The sequence below is a fragment of the Nonomuraea sp. NPDC049607 genome (genome assembly GCF_040675375.1).
GTDB lineage: Bacteria > Actinomycetota > Actinomycetes > Streptosporangiales > Streptosporangiaceae > Nonomuraea.
The window spans coordinates 37,993-62,152 of the sequence record NZ_JBFAOV010000038.1; the positions used below are offsets into that span (position 1 = coordinate 37,993).

Annotated in this window: 23 protein-coding genes and 1 pseudogene; 11 read left to right on the forward strand and 13 right to left on the reverse strand. The window is 70.9% G+C overall.

Going from position 1 to position 24,160, the window contains the following annotated elements:
- Positions 1-16: 16 nt before the first annotated feature.
- Positions 17-829 (reverse strand): MurR/RpiR family transcriptional regulator, encoded by an 813-nt coding sequence (locus AB0J97_RS43025; RefSeq protein WP_364100613.1) that lies wholly within the window; start codon positions 827-829, stop codon positions 17-19.
- A 55-nt stretch (positions 830-884) separates the two neighbouring features.
- On the opposite strand from AB0J97_RS43025, the gene thrC reads away from it, so the two are divergent.
- Entirely contained in the window at positions 885-1,949 is a 1,065-nt protein-coding gene (gene thrC, locus AB0J97_RS43030; RefSeq protein ID WP_364100616.1) for a threonine synthase, read from the forward strand.
- Positions 1,950-2,134: 185 nt separating this feature from the next.
- Here the strand turns inward: thrC and AB0J97_RS43035 are convergent, their stop codons facing one another.
- Positions 2,135-3,802, reverse strand: a complete 1,668-nt coding sequence (locus AB0J97_RS43035; protein WP_364100619.1) for a hypothetical protein — start codon at positions 3,800-3,802, stop codon at positions 2,135-2,137.
- Positions 3,803-4,097: 295 nt separating this feature from the next.
- Here AB0J97_RS43035 and AB0J97_RS43040 point away from each other — a divergent pair, with 295 nt between their 5' ends.
- Entirely contained in the window at positions 4,098-4,832 is a 735-nt protein-coding gene (locus AB0J97_RS43040) for a hypothetical protein (RefSeq protein WP_364100622.1), read from the forward strand.
- 86 nt (positions 4,833-4,918) lie between these two features.
- On the opposite strand, the gene AB0J97_RS43045 is transcribed toward AB0J97_RS43040, so the two are convergent.
- A complete protein-coding gene (locus tag AB0J97_RS43045) occupies positions 4,919-5,932 on the reverse strand; it encodes a winged helix-turn-helix domain-containing protein (RefSeq protein WP_364100625.1) in 1,014 nt (337 codons plus the stop codon).
- A gap of 67 nt (positions 5,933-5,999) precedes the next feature.
- On the opposite strand from AB0J97_RS43045, the gene AB0J97_RS43050 reads away from it, so the two are divergent.
- Positions 6,000-6,908 (forward strand): oxidoreductase, encoded by a 909-nt coding sequence (locus AB0J97_RS43050; protein ID WP_364100628.1) that lies wholly within the window; start codon positions 6,000-6,002, stop codon positions 6,906-6,908.
- 21 nt (positions 6,909-6,929) lie between these two features.
- Here the strand turns inward: AB0J97_RS43050 and AB0J97_RS43055 are convergent, their stop codons facing one another.
- Positions 6,930-7,349, reverse strand: coding sequence for a hypothetical protein (locus AB0J97_RS43055; RefSeq protein ID WP_364100631.1), 420 nt, complete (start codon positions 7,347-7,349; stop codon positions 6,930-6,932).
- 591 nt (positions 7,350-7,940) lie between these two features.
- Between AB0J97_RS43055 and AB0J97_RS43060 the strand changes: the two genes are divergently transcribed.
- The 4 genes from AB0J97_RS43060 to AB0J97_RS43075 all read left to right on the forward strand — a co-directional run bounded on the left by AB0J97_RS43060 (position 7,941) and on the right by AB0J97_RS43075 (position 11,781).
- Positions 7,941-8,579 carry a hemerythrin domain-containing protein gene (locus tag AB0J97_RS43060; protein WP_364100634.1) on the forward strand — a complete coding sequence of 213 codons (639 nt, stop codon included), beginning with the start codon at positions 7,941-7,943 and terminating at the stop codon, positions 8,577-8,579.
- Between the two features lie 34 nt (positions 8,580-8,613).
- On the forward strand, positions 8,614-9,018 hold the full coding sequence (locus AB0J97_RS43065; RefSeq protein ID WP_364100637.1) for a DUF4267 domain-containing protein: 405 nt from the start codon (positions 8,614-8,616) through the stop codon (positions 9,016-9,018).
- Positions 9,019-9,056: 38 nt separating this feature from the next.
- Complete coding sequence (locus tag AB0J97_RS43070) at positions 9,057-10,367, forward strand: FAD-binding protein (RefSeq protein ID WP_364100640.1); 1,311 nt, start codon at positions 9,057-9,059, stop codon at positions 10,365-10,367.
- Between the two features lie 931 nt (positions 10,368-11,298).
- The gene (locus AB0J97_RS43075) at positions 11,299-11,781 is read left to right on the forward strand and encodes a nuclear transport factor 2 family protein (RefSeq protein ID WP_364100643.1); all 483 of its coding nucleotides are present in this window, start codon (positions 11,299-11,301) and stop codon (positions 11,779-11,781) included.
- On the opposite strand, the pseudogene AB0J97_RS43080 reads toward AB0J97_RS43075, so the two are convergent.
- A pseudogene (locus AB0J97_RS43080) lies at positions 11,778-11,971 on the reverse strand (IS481 family transposase); the annotation flags it as partial. The gene AB0J97_RS43075 and the pseudogene AB0J97_RS43080 overlap by 4 nt on opposite strands.
- A 685-nt stretch (positions 11,972-12,656) precedes the next feature.
- Here AB0J97_RS43080 and AB0J97_RS43085 point away from each other — a divergent pair.
- Entirely contained in the window at positions 12,657-12,968 is a 312-nt protein-coding gene (locus AB0J97_RS43085) for a hypothetical protein (RefSeq protein ID WP_364100646.1), read from the forward strand.
- A 78-nt stretch (positions 12,969-13,046) separates the two neighbouring features.
- Positions 13,047-15,587 (forward strand): excinuclease ABC subunit UvrA, encoded by a 2,541-nt coding sequence (locus tag AB0J97_RS43090; protein WP_364100649.1) that lies wholly within the window; start codon positions 13,047-13,049, stop codon positions 15,585-15,587.
- Here the strand turns inward: AB0J97_RS43090 and AB0J97_RS43095 are convergent.
- Together AB0J97_RS43095 and AB0J97_RS43100 are read right to left on the reverse strand one after the other, a co-directional pair.
- Positions 15,564-15,758 (reverse strand): hypothetical protein, encoded by a 195-nt coding sequence (locus AB0J97_RS43095; protein ID WP_364100652.1) that lies wholly within the window; start codon positions 15,756-15,758, stop codon positions 15,564-15,566. The two genes, AB0J97_RS43090 and AB0J97_RS43095, sit on opposite strands and share 24 nt — an antisense overlap.
- A 148-nt stretch (positions 15,759-15,906) precedes the next feature.
- Positions 15,907-16,134, reverse strand: coding sequence for an alpha/beta hydrolase (locus tag AB0J97_RS43100; protein ID WP_364100655.1), 228 nt, complete (start codon positions 16,132-16,134; stop codon positions 15,907-15,909).
- Here AB0J97_RS43100 and AB0J97_RS43105 point away from each other — a divergent pair.
- Positions 16,108-16,239: a LuxR C-terminal-related transcriptional regulator gene (locus AB0J97_RS43105; protein ID WP_364100769.1), complete on the forward strand. Its 132-nt coding sequence runs from the start codon at positions 16,108-16,110 to the stop codon at positions 16,237-16,239. The two genes, AB0J97_RS43100 and AB0J97_RS43105, sit on opposite strands and share 27 nt — an antisense overlap.
- A 248-nt stretch (positions 16,240-16,487) precedes the next feature.
- Here AB0J97_RS43105 and AB0J97_RS43110 read toward each other — a convergent pair whose 3' ends face one another.
- Genes AB0J97_RS43110 through AB0J97_RS43135 form a run of 6 tightly spaced genes read right to left on the reverse strand, consistent with a single transcriptional unit; the run spans position 16,488 to position 22,700 of the window.
- Positions 16,488-17,690 carry a GDSL-type esterase/lipase family protein gene (locus AB0J97_RS43110; RefSeq protein ID WP_364100658.1) on the reverse strand — a complete coding sequence of 401 codons (1,203 nt, stop codon included), beginning with the start codon at positions 17,688-17,690 and terminating at the stop codon, positions 16,488-16,490.
- Positions 17,687-18,514, reverse strand: a complete 828-nt coding sequence (locus tag AB0J97_RS43115) for an endonuclease/exonuclease/phosphatase family protein (RefSeq protein ID WP_364100661.1) — start codon at positions 18,512-18,514, stop codon at positions 17,687-17,689. Before AB0J97_RS43115 ends, AB0J97_RS43110 begins: the two co-directional genes overlap by 4 nt.
- A gap of 22 nt (positions 18,515-18,536) precedes the next feature.
- Entirely contained in the window at positions 18,537-19,343 is an 807-nt protein-coding gene (locus AB0J97_RS43120; protein WP_364100664.1) for a carbohydrate ABC transporter permease, read from the reverse strand.
- Positions 19,340-20,200 carry a sugar ABC transporter permease gene (locus tag AB0J97_RS43125; RefSeq protein WP_357708138.1) on the reverse strand — a complete coding sequence of 287 codons (861 nt, stop codon included), beginning with the start codon at positions 20,198-20,200 and terminating at the stop codon, positions 19,340-19,342. Before AB0J97_RS43125 ends, AB0J97_RS43120 begins: the two co-directional genes overlap by 4 nt.
- Positions 20,201-20,229: 29 nt before the next feature.
- Positions 20,230-21,471 carry an ABC transporter substrate-binding protein gene (locus AB0J97_RS43130; RefSeq protein WP_364100669.1) on the reverse strand — a complete coding sequence of 414 codons (1,242 nt, stop codon included), beginning with the start codon at positions 21,469-21,471 and terminating at the stop codon, positions 20,230-20,232.
- Positions 21,468-22,700, reverse strand: a complete 1,233-nt coding sequence (locus AB0J97_RS43135; RefSeq protein ID WP_364100672.1) for a Gfo/Idh/MocA family oxidoreductase — start codon at positions 22,698-22,700, stop codon at positions 21,468-21,470. Before AB0J97_RS43135 ends, AB0J97_RS43130 begins: the two co-directional genes overlap by 4 nt.
- A gap of 72 nt (positions 22,701-22,772) precedes the next feature.
- Between AB0J97_RS43135 and AB0J97_RS43140 the strand changes: the two genes are divergently transcribed.
- Positions 22,773-23,876 carry an ROK family protein gene (locus AB0J97_RS43140; RefSeq protein WP_357708141.1) on the forward strand — a complete coding sequence of 368 codons (1,104 nt, stop codon included), beginning with the start codon at positions 22,773-22,775 and terminating at the stop codon, positions 23,874-23,876.
- Positions 23,877-24,160: the final 284 nt, after the last annotated feature.

Sequence of the window (24,160 nt, forward strand, 5' to 3'; positions counted from 1 at the left end):
TTCTTCTACAAGCGGTTCACAACCTCTCGGTGAGCGCGTCGAGGTCGGCCAGGCGTCCGGCCGGGTCGAGGCGGGCCGCCACGGCGACCAGCAGCAGCTCGGTGACGGCGATCTGGTGCGCGAGCGGCGCGATCGGCCCGGCGGCCTCGCGCGGCAGCCTGATCAGCACCTCTGCCCGTGCCGCGAGCGGCGACTCCCAGGCGTCGGTGATCAGCGCCAGCCGCGCCCCGCGGGCGCACGCGGCCTCGGTGAAGCGGGCCGTCGCGGGGGAGTAGCGCCGGAAGTCGTACGCGACCACGGCCGCAGAACCACCCAGATCGAGCAGCGTACGGGCACGCGCGGACGCCGAGTCGGGCACCCGGTGCGCCCCCGGACGCAGGCCGGCGAGCTGCCTGATCAGGTATTCGGCGGCCAGCTCGCTGATCGGCCCGCCGAGCGCCCAGACCGACGCGGCTCCGGCCAGCAGGTCGCCGACGGCGTCGAGCAGGGGCTCGGTGACGGCGGCGAGGGTGCTGTCGAGCCCGGCACGCAGGTCTTCGGCGGCCCGCTGGGTGCCGGGCGGACGGGCGACGAACTCGCGTAGGCGCGACCGGTCGCGTACGCCGTCGCGCACGGCCGCCTGGAACCCGGCGAATCCCGCGTACCCGAGCCGGTCGAACAGCCGGGAGGCGGTCGGCGGGCTGACCCCGGCACGCTCGGCGAGCGCGCGCAGCGAGCCGAGCGCGGCGAAGGGGTGGTCGTCGAGCAGCGCACGAACGACGGCCCGCTCGCCCGGTGGCAGCTCGGGGTAGACCGCGCTGAGCCGGTTCGTCACCGGATCCTCATCCATACTGACAAATGTTACATGTGGCGGAGAGCATGAAACGAATGTTACGGTCGCCGGTATGAGTTCCTGGAACGGACTGATCGACAGCGGGTACCGGCGCTGGCTCCCGGTCACCCCCGACACGCCCGCCGTCTCGCTCAACGAGGGCAACACCCCGCTGCTGCGCTCGGCGCACCTGTCCGCGGTGACCGGCTGCGAGGTCTGGCTGAAGATCGAGGGCGCCAACCCCACGGGGTCGTTCAAGGACCGCGGGATGACCGTGGCGATCAGCAGGGCCGCCGAGGCCGGGGCCGAGCTGGCCGTGTGCGCCTCCACCGGCAACACCAGCGCCTCGGCCGCCGCCTACGCCGCGCGCGCCGGGCTGACGGCCGCCGTGCTCGTGCCGAAGGGGCGGGTCGCGCTCGCCAAGCTGGGGCAGGCGGTCCGTTACGGCGCGCGGATCGTCGAGATCGACGGCACGTTCGACGACTGCCTGCGCGTCGCCCGCGAGCTCGCCGCCCACCACCCGATCGCGCTGGTCAACTCGGTCGGCAACGAGCTGCGGCTCGCGGGGCAGCGCACGGTCGCCTACGAGATCGTCGACGCGCTCGGCGACGCGCCCGACATCCACTGCCTGCCGGTCGGCAACGGCGGCAACATCACCGCCACCTGGGGCGGCTACCGCGGCTACGAGCAGGAGGGCCTGTCCACGCGGTCGCCGCGCATGTGGGGCTTCCAGGCGGCCGGGGCGGCGCCGCTCGTCCACGGCGCGCCCGTCGCCGAGCCCGAGACCGCGGCGAGCGCGATCCGCATCGGCAGCCCGGCCACCTGGGACGGAGCCCTCGACGCCCGCGACCGGTCCGGCGGGCTGATCGCCGCGGTGACCGACGCGCAGATCTTCGAGGCGTACGAGCTGGTCGCGCGGCGCGACGGCGTCTTCGCCGAGCCCGCCTCGGCCGCCGGGATCGCCGGCCTCCTCGACCAGCACGCCCGGGGCAACCTCGCGCCGGGCCAGCGGATCGTGATCACGCTGAGCGGCCACGGCCTGAAAGACCAGGACGCCTCCCTGCGCGGCGGCTACACCGCCACGGAAACCAGTTCGGCCACCTCGGCCGTGGCCCAGGCCCTCGGCCTCGCCGCCTGATCCCAGGCATGTCCCATGCGTTGACGAGGTCCAGAAGACTCCAACGGCAGGGGTTCACTGACCTGGGCCAACTCCGCTTCCGCTGGTCTGGGGCCTTTCGAGGATTTCGTGGTACTCGGGTGGCGGGGCGGCCCCGGCCGGCATCGCCGAGGCCTACGAGAGGCAGGCCCCGGCTCCCTGGGACGTTATCCCGCCGGCTCGACGACGGTGACCACGTGCTCGGTGCTCGTTCCCTTGACGGTCGAGCTCCCGACCAGCGTGACGGTGTAGGTGTGTTTCCCGGCCGTGGCCGGCGTGTCGGTGAAGGCGAACGTCCCGTCGGTGGCGGCGGCCAGTTTCTGACCCTTGGTGGTGACGGTGCCGTCCGGCGCGACGGCCCTGCGGCTGACAGTGACCGTCGTGCGCGGGTAGACGACGCCCTCGGCGGCAAAGGTGCCTCTGAACTCCAGCAGCTCACCGACGGCGCCCGTCGCCGGCCCTGTCACGATGAGCGCCGGTTCGTACCTGGCCACCGTGACGGTCGCCGTCGCGTAGGCCCCGTAGTACCAGGAGTTGCCCGGCCAGGACAGGCGATACCTGAACGCCCCGAGGCCCGGTGGGGTGTCGGTGAACTCGTAGGTCCCGTCCGCCGCTGTGGTGACCTCCCGGAAGGGCCGGTCGGTGCCGTCGGGGAGCCAGCTGTACAGTTCCAGCGTCTGCGCGCCGGGGGTCGCCCCGGTGCTGAGCGTGAGTCGTCCGCTGATGGTCAGCGGCTTGAGCGCGTTCGCCTCGGCGGGCGCCGTCAGGGTCAGGGCCGAGGAGTGGTAGGGCGCGGGCGGCAGCCGCCAGAGATGCATGCGCCCGGTGCCGGGCTCCTTCAGCACCGCGAAGGTGTAGATGCCGTAGAAGCCGATGCTGCCCGGCACCAGCGCCTTTCCCTGGTGGCCGGCCGTGTAGATCACCTCTCTCGTGGCCGCGTCGTAGACCACGAGCTCCGCCGCGTCACCCGCGGCGGAGTTCCAGCCGCCCACGACGTAGTAGCCGTTCTCGCTGGCCGCGACGGTGGCGGCCAGGTCGTGCCCGGCCGGCCCCTTCTGGTCGAAGGCGTGGGCGCGGTCGAAGGTCGTGGTGTCCCAGGCGTCGAAGCGGTGGGCGCCGGACGGCACTGGCAGCACCGCCGACCCTTGGTAGGCGAGGGCCAGGTCCTCCAGGGGCGGCAGCCCGTCCGCGTCGCCGAGGATCTCGCCGAGCGGGTTACCCGGGTCGCGGTTGACGTCGTACAGCCTGACGGTGGCGGGGCTGACTCCCGGCTCGGACACGGCGAGGAAGGCGCCGGCGACCGCGACCAGCGGAGGCCGGGTCGTGGCCGGCCCGACCTTGACGAGGGTGGGGGTCGCCCGCACCTCGAGCGCGACGACCCCTCCCTCGCCCGCCCCGCCGCAGCCGTATCCGATCCACAGCCGGTTGTGGGCCTGCGCCAGCGTGGACGGGCACGGATACGCGGAAAGATCGATGCGCCGGGTGACGGCGACCGTGGCGGTGTCGATCTCGATCACCTCATGCGTGCCGCTCAGCGTCGCGTACACCTTCCTGGCGCCGTCCGGCGCGGACAGGGCGGTGACTCCCGACAGGCCGCCGATCGTGGTGACGGCCTCGCCGTCCAGGTCCGTGACCACGATCCGGTCGTCGGCGGCGACGAAGACCCTGCCGTGGCCGGTCACCAGGTCCCCGCCCTTGCCCGCGACCCCGAGGTCGGCGACGAGGTCGGCGGCCGCGGCGGCGGGGGCTGGGGCGGCGAGCAGGCTCGCCGCCAGGAGCAGGGACCCGGCCGAGGCGACTAATCGGCCGATGCGTTCAGAGGCTGATGGACGCACATGCACTCCGTTCCGAAAGACGATCTTCGCTCTTCGAACGTATATTCGCATATTGTGGCATCGCCGTGAAGGGCTGGTCCTCACCATGATCCGCCGATCCTGCGGCGCGTCACCAACGGCGAATACTCGGCCGAGTACTACACCGGCTTCCGCCGCCACCGGCGCGACCTCATCGAAGACTCGCATCTGGCCCGGATGGGCCTGGTCGACCCCGTCGCCTTCCGCGCCGCCCTGCTCGCCCCGCAGCGCGACGGTGTCAGTGGCGCATGGCACTGTGACGTCCATGAAGGTGAGCGTGCGTGAAGCCGTCCTCGACGCCGGACGGGCCCTTGACCTACCCGAGCCGGTGGCCGAGGCGTTCATCCGCCTCCTGCGCCCCTGTGTCTACCTCTGTCCCCATGACGAACTGCCGGAAGAGCTGAAGAAGAATGCCCGTCCGGCCGCTCGGGCCCTCGGGCTTCCCCATCTGCCCGAGGACCTGGAACTGCCCTCATACGTGCCGCACGTGGTGACCATCGACTGCGCCGCCCTACCCGCCGGCGTCCTCGACATCGACTTTCCCGCCGACGGCCACCTGGTCATCCTCGCCGAGATCAGCGACCTCGACGAAGGCGTCATCGTCCACCTGCCGCCAGGCACCGAGACCGTCGAACGCCACACGCAGGCGAAGGCTCACGAGCCGTTCCCGCTCTACGCGGTTCCTGGCACCACCTGGTCTGCCGATCTCCGCTGGTCCGACGTTGCGGAAGCGGCCGACTACGCCGAGGGGGACGCCGAGCGGGCCCGCCTGGTGGCCAAGTTCATCGATGACATAGGGGAGATTCCCGACGTCCGATGGAGATTTGACATCCAGCTCGGCGGCTACTCCCGAGCCTGGCACAACCCGGTGGAAGAGCGCGGGAAGGTGCTGTTCGCCTCCATCCCGGAAAGTACGGTCTTCGGGGACGGCTGCATCACCCTCATCTCGGGGACCCGGGAGCAGATCGCGGAGTTCCGCTACAACGAGCTCGATTTCGACGTCGAGTGCTGACTTCCAAGTCGTGGGCTCGACCAGGATGATCAAACATGCGGTCAGCGGCGGACGACGCGACGACCGCGCCGTTGCAGCCGTACGGTTCACGAACCTTGCGCCAAGGACGCGGAGGCGGCCTTGAGGAGGGTTTCGGCGGCGGCGGTGCGGGCGTAGAGGACGGAGCGACCGGCGCGATGCGCGCTGACCAGGCCCGCGTCGCGCAGTGCGGTGAGATCGCGGGAGACTCCGGACGCGGAGAGCCCGGTGCGGCGGGCCAGTTCGGTGGTGGAGGCCGGGGCCTCCAGTTCGGCCAGCAGCAGGGTGCGCGAGCGGCCGAGGACGGGGGCGAGGGCGGCGGCTCCGATGGCGGGCCGCGCCTCCCACAGCCGGCCGACGCCACGTGCGGGATAGGCGAGCTGCGGTGGCTCCGGCGGCCTCATCTTCGTACGCAGGCCGGGGCCGGTGAACGCCGAAGGGATCAGCAGCAGCCCAGGGCCCGCTGCCTCCCGGGGCAGGATTCGTTTCCAGCGGGCCACCCTCAGCTCGTTGTCGTTCCACCTCACCGAGTCGTGCAGGTCGTTGAGCAGGTGGCCCGCGCCGTGTTCGGCGACCGTGCGGGCCCGGTAGAAGATGTCGGCGTCCAGCACGGCCCGGATCCGTGCCCAATAGGGGGCAAGGGCCAGCTCCCAGTAGGTCTCGATCTCCTGTGTGACCTTGGCCAGGCGGGAAGGTGGGTCGGCGTGCAGGGCCCGCAGGCGGGGGCCGAGATGCCCTTGGTGACGGGCGAGGTGATCGAGATCCTGCCGTACCCGGTCGGCGGGCGAGGCCATGATCGCGTCCCACTCCTGCCGTGGGGCAGGCGCCGCCCCGCCAGGGGACGGGGTGAGGAAGTCCGGCACGTAGCCGGTGAGCGGGATCAGCTCAGCGAGCCACCCCCGGTCCAGCCCGGCGGTCACCATACGTGGCCGCACCTGGTCGACCCAGGCCCGATGGACCGGATGAGACCTGCCGGACGTCAGCAACCGGAAGCTGGGCGCCACCTCCCACATCGGTGAGACGACGAACCGCACCTGCGCCAGATCGCTCGCCGAGAACGCCAGCTCAGCCAGAACGACCACTCCTCAATGGATTCCGGCATATGTGAATCAATAGCACGCAAGTCTACCGAGTGGAGATCATGCCGCCATGACCTCACAGACGATCTCCGCGACGGCATCGGGCACCTGGAGGCTCGGCGACCGCACGGTCAACCGGATCGGGTTCGGCACGATGCGCCTGCCGCAGCACGGCGAGGCGCTCACGCCCGACGCCGTCCCCCGCGACCGCGAGCAGGCGATCGATGTGCTGCGCCGTGCGATCGAGCTCGGCGTGAATCACATCGACACGGCCGCGTTCTACTTCTCGCCGCGCCGCTCGGCCAACGAGCTGATCAACAGGGCCCTGGCCCCCTATCCGGATGACCTGGTCATCGCCACCAAAGTCGGGCCAAGCCGCGACCCCGATGGCAACTGGCTGCCACACGCCACCCCCGGGCAACTGCGCGGCCAGGTCGAGGAGAACCTGCGTCAGCTTGGCCGCGACCATCTCGACGTGGTGAACCTGCGTATCGTCGGCGCCGGCTCCATCGCCGAACGCTTCGGCGCACTCGCCGACCTGCGCGACGCCGGGCTCATCCGCCACCTGGGCCTGTCCAACGTCCGCCGCCACCATCTCGCCGAGGCCCAGGGCATCGCGCCGGTGGTCTGCGTCCAGAACATGTACGGCATCGGCGCAACGCCTGAGCAGGAGGAGTTCCTGCGCGTCTGCGGTGAACAGCGCGTCGCGTTCGTGCCGTTCTACTCGATCGCCGGCCACGGACGCACGGCCGGCGCGAGCACCGGGGACAACGACGAGGTGCACGCAATCGCCCGCGCTCGCGGGGTGAGCACCGCCCAGGTCCGGCTGGCGTGGACGCTGCACCGCGGCCCGCACGTCCTGGCCATCCCCGGCACCGGCGACGTCGACCACCTCGTCCAGAACGTGGCCGCCGGATCTCTGTGTCTGTCCGAGGACGAACTCACCGTCCTGGACACCCTCCACCACGAAACAGCGTGAACAACGTCCTGCCCCCGGGCGTCAGCGCGACTGGTGAGAGTTCTGTGTCACAGATGGCGGCGCCGCGGGCAGAGGCCAGATGGTCGTTCGCGATCGGGCCTCGGCGGGCCGGATCGGGTCCGAGGTGCGTATCCGGCGGGTTTCGTCGATCAGGCCGTTGGCGTGCAGGGCGAGGACCAGCAGATCGGAGGCGACCGGGCCGAAGGCCTCGTGGAAGGCGCGCACCTCCTCCAGGTGCTCGCCGAGCGTGCCGTTGTTCACCCGGATCGCGGCCCGCGCGAGGCCGAGGGCCGCGGCCGCCGCGCGGGGCATGGTGGCCGGGTCGTGGGCCCCGGCGGCGGCGCCGGCCTGGTTGGGCAGCCCGGTGACGCGATAGACGGGCAGGTCGTGCTCGGTGCCGATCGCCACCAACTCGCGGCAGAGGTCGTCGCGTTCGGGCAAGCCGGGGTGGCCGCGGACAAGGACCTGGAGGGCCGCCGCCCGTAGGCGGCGAGGAGGTGGCTGCGTGCCTCCGGGGCCAGGTCGGCGTGCTTGAGCAGGCGGCTCAGCCTGTCGACGATGGGCCGGTCCACCGTCCCGTACTCGCGGGACTGCCATGGTGTCGGCTCGGTCCAGGCCGTGAACGCGGCGATCATCAAGTCGTCGCGTCCCAGGGACTCGGCGTACTCGACGGCCTGCAGGCGGGTCCGGCGCGCGGCAGGCAAGGCGCCGGACCGGATCCGCGCCCGCAGCAGCCTGCCAGACAGGTCTATGCGCTCCTCCGGGTCGGTCGAGTTCGCGACCGCGTCGGTGAGGGGATCGGCCGGCACGACCTGCCCGCGCGCCGCCACCAGCAACGCCGGCACGCCCCGCTGCCCGAGGCCCGCCCAGGGGCACGGGCTCGCCGCAGACCTCGGCCCCGAACGAGCCCAGCACCCGGACGAAGACCATGATCCGTACATCCCGCGTGGACGTTCCAAATCGCTTCCAAATGCCTTCCAAACACCCAGGAGCAGCCTGAACACATCGCAACCGACGAAGGAGCGGGAACAGATGAGCGTCAACACCCAGGACATGGAGATCGTCCACCGCGTGCTCCGCCGTGAGTCACGGCTGCTGGTGGAGCTCGTCGCGGCCGTCGCCCCGGGTGACACCGCTCGCGCCAAGGTGATCGCCGGCCACTTCCGCGTCTACCGGCTGGGCCTGCACAACCACCACGAGGGCGAGGACGAGCTGCTGTGGCCGCCCTTGTTGTCCCGGGTGGACCTGGAGGCCGACATCGTCCTGCGCATGCAGGCCCAGCACGAACGCGTCGCGGCCACCCTGAGCAGGCTGGACGCCGCGCTCCCCGCCTGGGAGGCCACCGCGGGCGCCGACGAACGCGACACCCTGGCGGCCGCCCTCTACGAGCACCGCGCGGTTTTGCTGGAACACCTCGACGACGAGGAGGCCACCCTCCTCCCGCTCGCGGCCAAGCACATCACCCAACAGGAGTGGGCCTCCCTGGGCGACCACCTGGTGAACAACACCCCCAAGCTCACCCTGCTCACGCTCTTCGGCGCCGTCCTGGAGGACGCGAACCCGGCCGAGCGCGCCCTCGTCCTCGGCGGCCTGCCCGCCCCGGTCCGCGCCATCTGGCACGTCATCGGCCGCCCCCGCTACGCCCGCCACATCCGCCGCGTCCGCGGCTGAACCCTGCCCGTCCGAACAAACAAGGAGAACGACCATGTCGCTGAAGAAGCTCAACACCGTCCTGGCCGCCGTCGTCGTCCTGTTCACCCTCTACCTCGGGTTGTCCTTCGTCCTGCCCCTCGGGACGACCTTCCCGGGGCTGGCGAACTGGCCCTCGGACGGCAGCGGCTTCTCCATCGTGAAGGGCAGCCGCGAGATCGGGATGGGCCTGGCCATGGGCATCCTGCTGGTGACAGGCCACCGCCGCCCGTTGGGCTGGGTCCTGCTGATGACGGCCGTCACCCCGTTCGGCGACATGGTCAACGTCCTGGCCCACCACGGATCCACGGCCGCCGCGCTCGGCGTCCACGGCCTGACCGCGGCGCTGATCGCGGTCACGGGGTTGCTGATCCTCCGGGAGACCAGCACCACCCCGGCGACCGCCGCGCCGCGCGCCTGACGTCCGCATTCTCTGACAACTCGAAAAGGGAGACGACAATGACGATCAACGATCTGCGCGGTGTCCTGAAGGGGCGCCTGCTCCTGCCCGGTGACGACGGCTTCGAACAGGCGGCCACCGCGTGGAATCTCACCGTCAGGCAGCCGGTGGCGGCCGTGGCGGAGGCCGCGGATGCCGATGATGTGGCGGCGCTCGTGCGTTACGCGCGGCGGGCGGGCATGACGGTGACCGCGCAGCCGAGCGGGCACGGCGCCTCGGGTGACGTGGACGGCCTGATCCTGTTGCGTACCGGCCTGCTGAACGAGGTGGAGATACGTGCCGAGGAGCGCGTGGTCCGGGTGGGCGCGGGTGTGAAGTGGGGGCAGGTGCTGGCGGCGGCCGGTCCGCTGGGTCTGACCGGCCTGTCCGGCAGCGCGCCGGGGGTCAGCGTGACCGGCTACACGCTGGGCGGTGGGGTCGGCTGGTTCAGCCGCAAGCACGGCTTCGCCTCCGACAGCGTCCGCGCCTTCGACATCGTGGACGCCGACGGCGAGCCGGGCCGGGTGACCGCCGAGTCCGACCCCGACCTGTTCTGGGCCCTGCGCGGCGGTGGCGGCGACTACGCGATGGTGACCGCCCTCGAACTCGACCTGTATCCCGCTCCGGCCCTGTACGGCGGGCGCGTGATCTGGCCGGAGCACCGCACCAGGGAGGTGTACGACGCGTTCCTGGAGATCACCGCCGAGGCGCCGCGTGAACTCAGCGTCTGGATCAACCGGTTCCAGCCGCCCGGCGCGCCGCCGATGGTGACGCTGGATCTGGCCTACCTGGGCGAGGCGGCTCAGGCTGAGGAGCTGCTGGTGCGCGTCGACAAGATCGGAGGCGCGGTCTTCGACAGCCGAGGCGTCGTCCCGGTCGCCGAACTGGGTGGCATCGCCGCCGAGCCGACCGATCCGGCCCCGTCCATCACTCGTGCGGAGCTGCTCACCGGCCTGGACGCGGACGCGGTGGAGCTGCTGCTGGCCAAGCCGGTCGAACCGCTCATCAACGTGCAGATCAGGCACCTGGGCGGGGCGCTGGCCGAGCCGGGCGGCGGGGCCGGTGCGAGCGGCGCGGTGGCTGAGCCGTACCTGCTCGGACTGGTGGGTCTCGGCCTGCCGCACACGGCCGACGCGACCCGTGCCAAGCAAGCCGAGATCGTGGCCGACCTGGACGCCTACATCGGCGGCCGCAAGCCGTACACCTTGCTGTCCCCCGGTGACACGGCGGCGCAGTCCTTCTCCGGCGGCACGCTCGCGCGCCTGCGGGAGATCAAGCGGGCCCGCGACCCGCACAACGTGTTCCGCGCGAACTACCCGGTGCTCGGATAGATCGGTTCCCAGCAGGTCACGGCCCCTCCGCCCACCACGGCGGCGGGGCCGCACCGCACCCGCTCCCGCTCCACCGACAGCGCGGCCGGCAACGTCACGCGGACGCCTGCGAACTGTGCGCACGGCGCCGCAGATGCGACGGCAACTCGACCGCAGCCCGCGCCCGCCAGCACCAAAGCATGGAACGACGAGGACGCGCAGGCCCTGGTGGCACGGCTCACCGGTGCGCCGCGCTCGTCCGGTCGCCTCGGACAGGCGGGCCACGATGAGGCCCTCCAGGCCCGGGACGCGCCTGTTCTTCCAGTCCCGGATGTGCTCGGAACCACCGCGGGGACGTCCTTGAGCTTGGGAAAGTGCCCCAGCCGCTGGTAGGCCTTCAGCCACCCCAGCAGGGCGAGGAGATGCTGGTCATCCTGGGCCTTGCCGTGCGCCCACTCCGTCTCGACAGCCGAGGGAGTGAGCACCTCCGCCAGCTCCCGTGCCGACACTGTACGCGCGAACGTCGGGTATGCCGTCCGGTCGATCGACGCCACCCGCCCCCCCGAAACCGTCACCAATCAGTGCGGACTACAAGAGTCTAATGATCGATGATCAAGAAGGTGGCCCGTTTCTGCCGTGCTCCGGTGCCACCTCTCATCGGAACCTGGGTCGCCCCGCGCGAGTGCGGGGCGGTGGTGAGGCGAGCGCTCGCCCAGGCGGACACGGCAGCAGAGGTGCGTGTGGACGGGTCGCGGAACGCGAGGCTGGGCGGGGCCCGTCTCATGCCTGCGCGCCAGGCTCGCTCCCCTTTGGCGGGGGGCGCGAGCCTGGCCTTGCTCACGGTCGGGGCCGGGAATCCAGCCCGGCGTTGCCGGTCGTCGGTGGCGCGCTTGCCGCCTACGGGTCCGATTTCCGCCGGATGCATCCTGTCCGGGGCCGACATGATGAGCGCATGACGGCAGAAGCAATGACGAATGACGGTCCGGCTTCGGGGGGCGACGAGGGCAGGAGCTCACTGGCAGTCCTGGAGAGGTTCTACCGGGCGGAAGTTGCCTATATCGCCGCAGGGGGCTTCGGCAAGGCCGACTTCGGCCGGCTTGCCGAGTGCCTGGACCCAGAGGTCGTGATGTACCAGGCGGACTCCCTGCCCTACGGGGGCACCTGGCGCGGACCGAGCGGCATCGAGCAGTTCATGGCCGCCATGAGCGAGGCATGGCAGTCCCTGGAGTTCCTGGAGCAGAAGTATGTGGTCGACGGCGGCAGTGTCGTGGTCTGGAACCGCGGCGTCTTGCGCGCCCGCGCCACCGGCCGGGCCTTGGAGGCCTCGGTGATGCAGCTGATGACGATCAAGAATGATCGCATCACCGAGATACACCCGTTCTACCTGGACACTTCTGCGGTCCTGCACGCCCTACGCCCGGACGACCAGGTCTAGCTGTTCTGTCCCGTGAGGTTGAGTACGCGGCCGGCTGGTGGCAGACCTGCTGGTGCGGTGTGGCCGCGATGGTGATTGTAGGTGTCTGCGGCGGGTTGGGGCGGGTGCGCTTGTGGGTGTCGCCCGCTTTGGTGAGGGTGTCGCGCCACAGGTGGGAGCGGTAGCAGGAGCCGTTGTCGGTCAGCACCTCGCCCGGCGCCCCGAACCCCCCGCAACGCCTCGACGAAGGCCAGGCAGACAGCCCGGCCGGTGGCCCGCACCACCGCCTTGGCGATCACACAGCAGCGCGAGTGGTCGTCGACGCCGTCACCACCTTGACCTACGCCCGTCAGCCGGCAGCACGCCGCCGACGACGTCCGTCTGCCATAACTCCATCGGCGCCTCACGCCGCCAACGGCGAAAGACCCTCGCACCCGGCTCGACCAGCCCGTGACGCACCAGCGCCCGATGCATGCCCATCCGGGACGGCGGCCGATCCACGCCACGGCGACCGGCCTCGCGCGCCAGCCGGACCGGTCCCCACCGCGCATGCTGACGCCGCAACTCACACACCAGTACCTCCACCTCCGCCCGCATCCGGTCACCGAACCGCGGGCCGGCACCGCCGGCACAGCCCGATACCGCTGCTCGACAACGGACATATCCACCAGGGCCATTCCCGGCGTCCTGACGCGCGACGCCGCAACGACGCACGTCAGACGGGCCGAAGACAGCACCTTCACCCAGGTCTTGGGATCGACGTGTCAAGCGTGTCCCGGGACAGGACACGGATGAAAACATGACACAAGGCGTCGGGTTTCAGAGTGATCATCAATGCACCGGTCGGCGCCGATGTGGGTGTGGACCGGGGGCCTCATGGATAGACAAGGACCTCAATGCGCGAAACGCCCGAGGAGCTCAAGGAGCTTGAGACTCTCCTCGAAGCCTCCCTGTCCCGCTCCACCTCGCACCTCCGCTCGATCGTCACCGGGAACACCCTGACCGCGGAGCAGATCACCCGAATCGGCACCGGCGACGACGCCTTCGACTGGGACAACGACGTGGTCTGCTGCCGGCTGCATCCGCACTGGATGACCGCCCATGCCCCGGGCATCGACAAGCTCACCGGGGGTCCCGGTCTTGATCTGCGGCACGGGCCGAATCCAGACCGGCCACGTGCCGAGGGATCTGGTCAAACGGCCGCGTAGTGGCGGAATCAACTTGTTCGACGTGGGTGGGAGTCCGTCCGCCTGTGTTCTGCTGTGTTGCGAGAGGGTGGATCAAGGTTGACTGCGTTCGTACGGGACGTCGCGAGCATGGGGCGAGAGGCCATCGAGGTGGTGGGGGCTCGTACCAACAATCTGCGGGACGTGTCGGTGAGCATCCCCAAAGGGTGGCTCACCGCCTTCACCGGGGTGAGCGGCAGCGGCAAGACCTCGCTGGCCATCGACACCCTGCACAACGAGGCCCAGTTGCGGTACCTGGAGGGGCTTTCGCCGTTCGTGCGGCAGTACATCACCCAGCGCAATCGGCCGAAGGTCGACCGCATCCTGGGACTCGGCGCGACGCTCGCAGTCGACCAGCGCCGCCTGAACCGCAACCCCCGGTCCACGGTCGCGACGATCACCGGCATCGACGGGCATCTGGGACTGCTGTACTCGCGCCTTCCGGGGATCGGCGCGGACCCGGCGGCGCAGAGCGTCAACGGGCCTCTGACGACCGCTCATTTCGATCGCAACTCCCCGGAAGGCAGCTGCGCGGACTGTCACGGCGTGGGCGGGCGCTGGCGGGCGCAGGAGGACCTCATCATCACCCATCCGGAGCTTCCCCTCTTCGAGGGGGCCTCGCCCTGGTACGCCAAGTGGCGGTCGGGGGAGCACGCCTTCGTGCCGGCGCTCGCCGACAAGCGCGGCGTGGACCTCGGCCTGCCATGGCGGTCGCTGCCGGAGGAGTTCCGCCACTGCGTGCTGTACGGCACAGGTGAGGAGAAGGTCGAGGCGACCGTCGACATGACCAGCAAGAAGGAGACGGTCTCGGTGACCTACACCTCCAGCCAGCCGCTGCGGGGGGCGCTGGCCGAGGTGGAGCGGGTGTTCTTGAACGCCCAGACCGCCAGCGCCAAGCAGCGCTACCTGCCGTACATGCGCAAGCAGCCGTGCGGCACCTGCGGCGGCAGCGGGTACGACCAGGTGGCCCGGTCCGTGCGGCTCGGCGGGCTGACCTTTCCCGACCTGCTCCAGGTGGACGTACGGGAGGTACGCGGCTGGGCCGAGCGGGTGGCCGGCGACCTGGACGCCCGGCAGCGCGAGGTGGGTGAGCCGCTGCTGCAGGACCTGGGCCGCAGACTCGGGATCCTCGACCGCCTCGGCCTGGCCCATCTCCAGCTGTCCCGGAGCGCGGCGACACTGTCCGGGGGCGAGTTGCAGCGAACCCGGCTCGCCGCGCAGCTCAGCACCGAGCTGAGCGGCATCGTCTTCGTCCTGGACGAGCCCGGGACCGGGCTGCATCCGGCGGACAAGGCGCACCTGCTCGACATCGCCCTGGAGCTGCGCAAGGCCGGCAACACGGTGCTCCTGGTCGAGCACGACCCCGAACTGATCGCCCGGGCCGACTGGGTGATCGACATGGGGCCCGGCGCGGGCCGCCTCGGCGGTGAGATCCTGGTGTCGGGGCTTCCCTCCGACGCGGCCGCCCACCCCACGTCACTGACCGGACGCTACCTGGCCGGTGAGGGGCCACGGCTGCGCCGGACCTGCCGTCCGGCCGGGGATGACACCGGCTGGGTGGTACTGCACGGCTTGCGTGCGCACAACGTGACCGCAGACGTGGTGCGTTTCCCCGCCGGCCGGCTCACCTGCCTGACCGGGGTGAGCGGCAGCGGCAAGAGCAGCCTGCTCGGCGCGCTCGCGGCGAGCGTGGAGGCCGCTCTGAACGGGACGACGATCGACGCCGTGCGACAGGTGACCGGCCTGGAGGGGTTCGACTGGGTCGCCGTCGTCGATCAGGAACCGCTCGGGCGCACGCCGCGATCCAACCCGGCCACCTACAGCAAGGCGTTCGACGTCGTCCGTAAGCTGTTCGCCGAAACCGGCATGGCACGCGCACGTGGGGTCAATGCGTCCTGGTTCAGCTTCAACACCGCGGGCGGTGGCCGCTGCGAACCCTGCACCGGTTATGGCCGCAAGCTGGTCGACATGCACTTCCTGCCGGATGTGTGGGTGGTCTGCGACGCATGCCAGGGGCGGCGCTACACGCCGGAGGCCTTGGAGATCAAGTACCAGGGATTGGCCATCGATCAGGTGCTGGAGCTGACCGTCTCCGAGGCGGTGGAGCAGTTCCCCGAACCCCGGCAACTCGCCGAAACCCTGGGAGCCTTGAACCAGGTCGGGCTCGGCTATCTGCAGCTCGGCCAGAGCGCCACGGAGTTGTCCGGCGGCGAGGCGCAGCGGCTGAAGCTGGCGTCCGCCATCCAGCGCGGTGCCGCGGGCCGCAAGGCCGGTCTTGTCGTTCTCGACGAACCCGTCTCGGGCCTGCACCCCTCTGACATCCAGCGTGTGGTGGATGCGTTCGACGTGTTGCTCGACTCGGGCAACACCGTCGTCGTGGCCGAACACGACATCCCCGTCGCCGCGTCCGCGGACTGGGTGATCGACCTGGGGCCGGGAGCCGGTCCGGACGGGGGCGCGGTGGTCGCGGAGGGCACCCCGGACGCCGTCGCAACCGCGAACACCCCGACCGCCGGTTTCTTGCGGCGGTACGCGGCGGGCCTGCCGCTCCTGGAAGGGCCGCGGCTCGGGTCCGTGTCACCAGCCGCACAGTGGTTGTGAGGGACACCAGGCCGCGATGCCGTGCTGGAACAGGTCGTTGAGGACGATGAGCCCTTCCAGGAGGTTGCGGCCGAGCCGGTCGGGGGCGTTGGAGTTCAGCCACGCGGCACCGGCGCGAAAGGCTTCCCCAACGAGTCGATCGGGGTGCGCGTCGGCCCCGGCCCGGATCATGCGCACCGCCGTCGCCGGCCCCCGGGGGCGCGACGTCGTCCATGACGGCGCGAGGGATCTCGTGCAGCCGGTTCAGCGAGGTCAGCGTAGATCTCCGGCTTCGAGGCCCGGTTCCGGCCGGGACGGCCGGTGGTGGGGCGCGAACGTGTCAGACGGCCGGGCGGCCGCAGGTGACGTCCTCACCGGGCAGGACACCGTCGGCCAGGTAGCCGGCGACCTTGGTGTCGACGCAGGCGTTGCCCGCCGCGAGGTAGACCCCGTGGCGGAAGGCGCCGTTCAATGTGATCATGCGGGAGCCGGTCAGCGCGGCCAGGGCCTGACCAACCAGCAGATCGCCTCCCGCCTGAACATCGCCGAGGCCACCGTCAAATCCCACCTGGGCCGCCTCATGGCCAAGCTCAAGCTGTCCAGCCGCGCCCAAGCCGTGGTCATCGCATACGAGACCGGCTTGATCGTCCCTGGAGCCGGAGACCGCACCTGATGCCCGGCAACTCACCGGTTCGGGGCCCCTCAAGTGAGGCACTTCCCTACGGCTTCCCGCCCCCAGGCGCCGGAACCCAACGCGGGGATCACCGACCCGCAGTCACTGCGGGCCGCGGAGACCGTCGCCACCGGCTCACGCGGATATGACGGTGCCGAGAAGGTACAGGGCCTGAACGGTGTCAAAACGGCGGACCGGGCGGGACGCGGTGTGCGCCTCCCGCCGGGTGGTGTTCAGCTCGGCCGTGTTCAGCGCAGCAGGTCGAGGTCCACGGCGGCGGCCATGGCCGCGAAGCCCGCGGCGTTGGGGTGGATGTGGTCGCCCCGGTCGTAGGCGGGCAGGTAGCGCAGCGGGTCCGCGGGGTCGGCCAGCGCGCTCGCGAAGTCCACGACCCCGTCGAACGCGCCGCCGGTGGTGATCCAGGTGTTGACGGCCTGGCGTTCGGCCTCCAACGCCTCGTCGTACCCGGCGCTGCCCTTCAGCGGCGGGAGCGTCCCGCCGATGATCCGCGCGCCCGCCGCGTGCACCCGGTCGGCGATCTGGCGATAGGCGGTGACGAGCCGGCCGGCTGTGGCACGGTTGCGCAGGTCGTTCGTGCCTTCGAGGAGCAGCACGTACCTCAGGCCGTCGCGGGTGAGCACGTCGTGCTCCAGCCGGTTCAGCACGCTCAGGCCGTCCTGTGCGGTGTCGGCCAGCACGCGGTTGCCGCCGATGCCCACGTTCACGACGGCGGGGTCGCGTCCGGGGACGGCGGCGAGCCGGGCCGCCAGATGGTCCGGCCAGCGCTCGAACCCGTCGACGGCCGTGCCGGAGCCGTCGGTGATGGAGTCGCCGAGCGCGGCCAGCGTCTCGTGCGTGGGACCGTGGGTGACGGCGACCGCGTTGAGGAAGAGCCAGCTCCTCACCGTGGTGGTGAACGAGCCGCCGTCCTCGTCGGCGGTGTGGTCGCCGGTCGTGAGGTAGTTGGTCTGCACGGCGGAGCGGTGCCAGGTGGCCGGCCCGGTGGCGTCCGGCAGGTAGATGCTGACGGCCAGGTCCTGGCCGCTCCTGACCTTCAGCTCCACCGGGTCGCTGGAGACCTCCTGACCGGCGGGGACCGTCACCGAGGGCGCGCCGCCGAAGGCGAGCCGCCTCAGTGTGCCCTCGGCCAGCGCCGGGCCGGAGCTGCGCAGTGCCACGGTGGCGGCGCCGAAGGTCACCGGCCGGTCGCCATGGAGGTTGGAGAGCCGGACGCGCACCTGGTCGCCGTCGCCGCGCATCCGTACGACCATGCGGATGCTCTGGTTCTCGTACGCGGGCGGCACGACGGCGGCGGCCGAGGAGTGCAGGGAGGTGGCCCAGGCGTCGGCCCAGTGCCCGCCGGCCCGCGCGGGAAGCGCGATCGGCGCGGTCAGCGCGACGCCGAGCAACGCGGTGAGCAGGCGCCGGGGGGTATTGGAGGCGTTGTTCACGGGAGCAGAAGGTCGGTGACCAGCGGCAGGTGGTCCGAGGCGTCGGTGCTCACCAGCCAGGCCGAGCGCACGTCGGAGCCCTTGGGCACGAAGACGTAGTCGAAGCGCCACGTGTTCGCCGCCGACAGGCCGGGGCCCACGCCGACCCGTGCCCACACGTCGTCGTACCGGTCGGTGAAGGTCTTGATGCCGGGGAAGGCCGGCACGGCGTTGGTGTCGCCGAGCAGGATGACCGGCTGGGCCGACTGGGCGAGCCGGGCCGTGATGGCGTCGGCCTGCTCCTGCCACTCGGCGTCGCTGGTGTGCTGCATGTGCGAGTTGCCCAGCCGTACCTGCTTGCCCTGGATGTTGACGACGACCTCCAGCAGGCCGCGCGGCTCGCTGCCGGTGTACTGCGGAAGGCGGGTGTTGCTCGATTCGAGGATCGGCCAGCGGGACAGGAACGCGGTGCCGTACTGCCTGCGCGGCCGGCCCGGCTCCAGCGGGTCCAGGTCGTAGTTGGCGCCGTACGCCTGGTGCATGCCGAGCATGCCGGCCAGCTCGCCGGCGGTGTCGAGCCACTCGCTGCGCGCGCGGAAGTGCTTGTCGACCTCTTGGAGGCCGATGACGTCCGGGTCGATGGCCTCGATCATCTCGGCGGTGTGCCGGAGGTCGAAGACGTTGTCGGGACCGGCGCCGTAGTGGATGTTGAAGGTGGCCACGCGGATGACCCCGCGCCGGATCCTGCGCTTCTCCACGGTCGCGGAGGCGGGCATCGCGGCCAGTCCGACGCCGGCCGCCGCCACGGCGCCGGCGCCGAGCAGACCTCTCCTGCTGATGCTCATGATGGGGGGTTCCTTTCCGGGGTTACTTGAGCGCGCCGGACGTGAGCCCGGCGACGATCCTCTTCTGGAAGACCAGGACGAGGATCACGAGGGGGATCGTGACGACGACCCCTGCGGCCATCTGGGTGCCGAACGGGGTGTCGAAGTCGGAGGCTCCGCCGAACTGGGCCACCCGCACGGTGGCGGTCTGCATGTCCGCCTTGCTGATCATGGTCAGCGCGATCATGAACTCGTTCCAGGTGGCGAAGAAGGCGAGGATGGCCGTGGTGAACACGCCCGGCGCGGCGATCGGCAGGATCACCCGCCGGAACGCGCCCCAGCGGGTGCAGCCGTCGATCGTGGCGGCCTGCTCCAGCTCGTGCGGCATCTGGCGGAAGAACGCGGTGAGCGTCCAGACGGCCAGCGGGAGCGCGAACGACATGCTCGGCACGATCATCGCGTGGTAGGTGTTGATCCAGCCCAGCTCGGTGAAGAGCTTGAGCAGCGGCACGATCAGCAGCGCGCCTGGGAACATCGAGGTGCCCATGATCAGGCCGAGCACGAGGTTCTTGCCGCGGAAGGTGAGCCGGGCCAGCGCGTAGGCGCAGCAGATGCCGAGGATCAGCGTCAGCGCGGTGGTGCCGGCCGACACGATCAGGCTGTTGAGCAGTGCCCGGCCGAAGTCGCTGTGCCCGGAGAACACCGCGGTGTAGTTCTCCAGTGACGGCGGCGACGGCCAGGGCGTGGTGGAGAAGATGTCGCCGGTGCGCCGCAGGCTGGAGACGACCATCCAGTAGAACGGCGCCAGACAGTACACCACGACGAGCCCGGCCCCCAAGGCCCTCTTCATGCCGTCCTCTTCCTTGATCGTGCGTCGGCGAGCAGGTCGGCGCCGAGCAGGCGGACGAAGACGAACACCACCACGGCCACGTACGAGATGAGCACGATCCCGTAGGCGGCGGCCGACCCGTATCGGAGCTGGGTGGCCTCGTCCCAGACCAGGGCCGACAGGGTCTCCACGGACAGCTTGCCCCGGCCGATCATCACGAACGGCAGGTCGAACATGGCCAGCGCGTCGAGGATGCGGAACAGGACCGCCACCACCAGCGCGGGCCTGACCAGCGGTAACGTGATGCGCCAGAACGTCTGCCAGGCCGAGGCGCCGTCCACCTTCGCGGCCTCGTACACCATCGTGGGGATGATCTGCAGCCCGGCGAGCACCAGCAGCCCGACGAACGGCGCGGTCTTCCACGTGTCGGCGATGACGACGGCGAGCTTGGCCTGGACGCCCTCGGTGGTCCACAGGATCTTCTCGCCGATGACGGCGTTGGCCACGCCGTCGGCCTGGAACACCCACCGCCACATCAGGCCGGAGATGGCGGTCGGCACCGCCCAGGGGATGAGGATGCTGGCCCGCACCAGGCCGCGGCCGCGCAGGACGTTGTGCATGACCAGCGCCATCGCGACGCCGAGCACGGTCTCCAGCGAGACGGTGACGACGGTGAAGACCGTGGTGTTGGCCAGGGCGTTGAGGAAGCGCTCGCCGACCAGCTCGGCGTAGTGCGCCAGGCCGACGAACCGTTCGCCCTCGACGACGAAACCGTCGGCGTCCAGGCCCTCGCCCCGGACGTACATCGACTCCCGCGCGGCCGCGACCAGCGGGTACAGGACCACCAGGGCGAGGGCGAGCAGTGTCGGGGAGATCATCAGTGCGGTGAACCACCGCGAGCCGCGCCTCATTGCTTGAGCAACCCCGACAGTTGCTGCTGCAGCCCGGACAGCGCCTGGTCGACGGCCACCTCGCCGGAAAGCGCCGGGTAGACGGCGTTCTGGATCGCCGCGGTCACGTCCCCGTACTTGACGGCGACCGGCCGGGGCTTGGCCGCGACGATGCCGTCCTTCAGGGAGGGCAGGTACGGGTACCGCTTGACGAGCTCCGGGTCGTCGTAGAGTGCCGCGCGGGCGACGGGTGTGCTGTTGACCGTGGCCCAGGTCTTCATCTGCTCGGGCGAGGTGAGGAAGGCCAGGAAGTCCTTGGCGGTCTCCTTGTGCTTGGAGAAGGCGGAGATCGCCAGGTTCGCCCCGCCGAGGGTGCCGCTGCCCGGACCGTCGAGGCCGGGAATGGGGGCGACCCCGACCTTGCCCGCCACGGGGCTGTCGGCGGCGTTGGCGGTGCCGTACAGCGAGGCCCAGCTGCGGGCGAAGAGCACCTTGCCGCTCTGCAGGGCGTTCTTGACCTCGTCCTCCTTGAAGGTGATGCCCTCCTTGGGGATCATGCCGCTCTTGAGTCCGTCGACGAGGAAGGCCAGTCCCGCCTTGGCGGCGTCGGTGTCCAGGTGCGGCACGCCGGACTCGTCGGCCACGGTGCCGCCCGCGGACTGCACGGCCTCGGAGAAGGAGACGGTCAGGCCCTCGTACTTGTCGAGCAGGCCCGCGTAGCAGGACATCTCCTTGTGCTCGGGCAGCACCTCGTCGCAGGTCTCCTTCATCTCGGCCCAGGTCGTGGGGGCCTTGTCGACCAGGTCGCCGCGGTAGTAGAGCAGGCCGGTCCCGGTGAGCCAGGGCATCGCGTACAGCGTGCCCCGGTAGGTGGCGGTCTGCAGGGTGGGGGCGAGGAACTCCTCGGCCTTGAACGTGCCGGCGGCGATGGGGTCCACCCAGCGGTTGGCGGCGAACTCGGCCGTCCAGACGGCGTCCAGCATGATGACGTCCATGGCGTCGGACTTGGTCTGCGCGTTGTTGATCAGGCGCTGCCGCTGGCTGTCGGCGTCCTTGGGCTGGATGTCCAGGGTCACCTGCTGGTCGGGGTGGGCCGCGTTCCAGGCGTCGATCACCTTTCTGGTCGCGGCCTCGTGGCTCTGGGTGTCGACGATGGTGATCGGGCCGCGTCCGTCGGCGGGCGATTCCTCCTCGTCGGCGCCGCACGCGGTGGTCGTGGCGAGTGTCAGCGCGCAGGCGAGCAAGAGGGTCTTCTTCATCGTGGTTCCTTCAGGGTGACGACGGTTCCGGTGAGGCGGGCTTCCTCGGCCGCCCACGCGATCTCGTGGCTGTGCAGGCTTTCCCGGGGGTCGGAGAGGATGGGGGAGGGGTCGTTGCGGGTGAGGGCGTCCAGGAACGCCGTGACCAGGCCCTGGTCGCCGCCGCTGTGACCGTCCGCGGGCGGGTTGGTGTCGATGACCTCGACGTCCCCGGTCACGAAGTCGGTGACGGTGAGCCGGGCGCCGTCCCCTTCGAGGGAGCCGTGTGTGCCGAAGATGCGGGTCTGGCGCGGGGTCTTGGGGGAGAAGGCGGTCATGGTGAACGAGGCGGTCGCGCCGCCGTCGAAGTCGAGGTTGACCACTTGGTGGTCGACGACGTCGTTGTCGCAGGCGTAGACGCACCTGCCGTAGGGGCCCTCGCGCAGTGCGCGCAGCACGCCCGCCTCGGTGGTGTCCTCGCTCAGCACGGTCAGCGGCCAGCGGTCCTGGCTGCCCACGAAGGGCAGGTAGATGCGCTGCGCGTCGTAGGGGCAGGTGTCCGCGACGGCGCAGTCCAGGCAGCGCTCCGCCGCGCCCGCCGGCTGGTTGTCGGCCGTGAAGTGCTTCAACCCGCCGAACGACGACACCCGTGTCACCCGGCGGCCCATCACGTACGTCAGCCAGTCAAGATCGTGGCACGATTTGGCCAGCAGCATGAACGTGGCCTGATCGGTGCGGCGCCAGTTGCCGCGCACATAGGAGTGGGCGTGATGCCACCAGCCGACGGGCTCCAGGTGCTCGATGTTGACGATCTCGCCGAGCCGTCCGCTGTCGAGCACGTCCTTCACTCCGCGGGTGTAGGACGTGTAGCGCATCACGTGACAGACGGCGAACAACACGCCCGCCCGTTCGGCGGCCGCGACGATTCTGCGGCAGTCCTCCAGCCGGATCGCCATCGGCTTCTCCAGCAGGATGTGGTAGCCGAGCTCGGCGAAGCGCACCGCCGGTTCCACGTGGCCGGCGTCCAGCGTCGCGATCACCACCGCGTCCGCGAGCCGCGGCTGCTCGGCGAGTTCCCGCCAGTCGCCGAAGCCCACGGCGTCCGGGTGCTCGGCGAGCAGTCCTTCCCGGCGCCGTGGATCGGGCTCGGCCACGGCGGTGAGCCTGGCACGGCCGTCCGCCGTCGCGTATCGCGTGTATCTCGTCCCTCGGTCGCCCGCACCGACCAAGGCCAGCCCAACCTGCCGCATATCCCCAACTCCAATTATGAGAAGACGCGACGTAAAGCTAGAGTTCGCTTAGTCCTACCGTCAAGGGGCCTTATGAGAAGTCTCGGTGTTACCAACGACACCGCCCTGCTGCGCCGCCTCAACACGCGCGCCACCCTGCACGCCCTGCGCCAGGGCGGGCCGCAGACGCTGACCCAGCTCGCCCGCGCCGCCGGCCTGTCGCGGCAGACGGCTGAGGTGGCGCTGTCCGACCTGACCGAGCGGGGGCTCGCGGAGGAGGCCGCGCCGACCGAAGGCAGGGCCGGGCGGCCCGCCCGCCGCTTCAGGTTCAGGTCCGAGGCCGGTCACGTCGTCGGCCTGGACGTGGGGCCGCGACGGATCCTCGCCATGCTGGCCGACCTCGACGGCGACGTGATCGAGGAGCGGCGGCTCGACGTGGACGAGCACCTGCCCGCAGCCGAACGCCTCGCGCTGGCCGAGCGGGCCGCCACCGCCTGCGTGGAGGCGGCCGAGCTGGCCCGCGGGGGCGTGTGGGCGGCCACGGCGGGCACCTCGGGCGTCGTGGACCGGTCCGGCCGGGTGTCGGTCTCGCACCTCATCCCCGGCTGGACCGGGCTCGACCTCGGCGGCCTGGTGGGGCGATGGTTCGGCTGCCCGGGGTTCGCGGCCAACGACGCCAACCTCGCGGCCGTCGCCGAGCACTGGCGGGGCAGCGCCCGCCACGTCGAGGACCTCGTCTACGTGTTGTCCGGGTACCGGGCCGGGCACGGCCTGCTGCTCGACGGCCGGTTGCGTACCGGCCGCACCGGGAGCGCCGGCGAGCTGGGCAGGCTGCCGCTGACCGGCTGGGAGGACTCCTCCGTCGTGCTCGCCGAGGCGGGACGGGACGCCGAGGAGGTCTTCCGGGCGGCGCGGGCGGGCGACGAGCGGGCGCTCGCGGTGGTGGACCGGCTCGCGCACGGGCTCGCGCGCGGCGCGTCCGCGCTCGTCCTCGTGGTGGACCCCGAGCTGGTCGTCGTGGGCGGCGGGTTCTCGCGCGCGGGCGAGTTGCTGCTCGGGCGCATGCGGGCGCATCTGGCCCAGATGTGCCTGAACCCTCCCGAGGTCACGCTGTCCACGTTCGGCGAGGAGAGCATCGCGCTCGGCGCGGTGCGCATGGCGTTGGACCACGTCGATCGGGAACGGCTGGGGCTGTGAGCACTGTGACGCGAGTGGCGTAGCGTCATCGACGTGGACGTCGTCACTGTGCTCGACCCGCCGAACACGCTCACCACGGGTGGGCGGAACATCCGCTGCAGGCAGTAGGACGAGAAGTGACCCTGAGCGTTGCAGTCGACAGCACGATGTTCGCGGCCCTGCATGGCGAACCGACGCCTTACTCATGGCGGGAGCCGAATCCGGCTCCCGTGCCACTACATGCCAACATCGCCTGCTCCGGCGATCGGCGCCGTCCTCTACGCCCTGGCCGCGTGAGTCCTGCG

Coding starts and splice junctions, on each gene's coding strand:
- AB0J97_RS43025 (WP_364100613.1), bottom strand. CDS start 829: ATGGATGAGGATCCGGTGACGAACCGGCTCAGCGCGGTCTACCCCGAG.
- thrC (WP_364100616.1), top strand. CDS start 885: ATGAGTTCCTGGAACGGACTGATCGACAGCGGGTACCGGCGCTGGCTC.
- AB0J97_RS43050 (WP_364100628.1), top strand. CDS start 6,000: ATGACCTCACAGACGATCTCCGCGACGGCATCGGGCACCTGGAGGCTC.
- AB0J97_RS43060 (WP_364100634.1), top strand. CDS start 7,941: ATGAGCGTCAACACCCAGGACATGGAGATCGTCCACCGCGTGCTCCGC.
- AB0J97_RS43065 (WP_364100637.1), top strand. CDS start 8,614: ATGTCGCTGAAGAAGCTCAACACCGTCCTGGCCGCCGTCGTCGTCCTG.
- AB0J97_RS43070 (WP_364100640.1), top strand. CDS start 9,057: ATGACGATCAACGATCTGCGCGGTGTCCTGAAGGGGCGCCTGCTCCTG.
- AB0J97_RS43075 (WP_364100643.1), top strand. CDS start 11,299: ATGACGGCAGAAGCAATGACGAATGACGGTCCGGCTTCGGGGGGCGAC.
- AB0J97_RS43085 (WP_364100646.1), top strand. CDS start 12,657: ATGCGCGAAACGCCCGAGGAGCTCAAGGAGCTTGAGACTCTCCTCGAA.
- AB0J97_RS43095 (WP_364100652.1), bottom strand. CDS start 15,758: ATGATCCGGGCCGGGGCCGACGCGCACCCCGATCGACTCGTTGGGGAA.
- AB0J97_RS43115 (WP_364100661.1), bottom strand. CDS start 18,514: ATGAGCATCAGCAGGAGAGGTCTGCTCGGCGCCGGCGCCGTGGCGGCG.
- AB0J97_RS43120 (WP_364100664.1), bottom strand. CDS start 19,343: ATGAAGAGGGCCTTGGGGGCCGGGCTCGTCGTGGTGTACTGTCTGGCG.
- AB0J97_RS43125 (WP_357708138.1), bottom strand. CDS start 20,200: ATGATCTCCCCGACACTGCTCGCCCTCGCCCTGGTGGTCCTGTACCCG.
- AB0J97_RS43130 (WP_364100669.1), bottom strand. CDS start 21,471: ATGAAGAAGACCCTCTTGCTCGCCTGCGCGCTGACACTCGCCACGACC.
- AB0J97_RS43135 (WP_364100672.1), bottom strand. CDS start 22,700: ATGCGGCAGGTTGGGCTGGCCTTGGTCGGTGCGGGCGACCGAGGGACG.
- AB0J97_RS43140 (WP_357708141.1), top strand. CDS start 22,773: ATGAGAAGTCTCGGTGTTACCAACGACACCGCCCTGCTGCGCCGCCTC.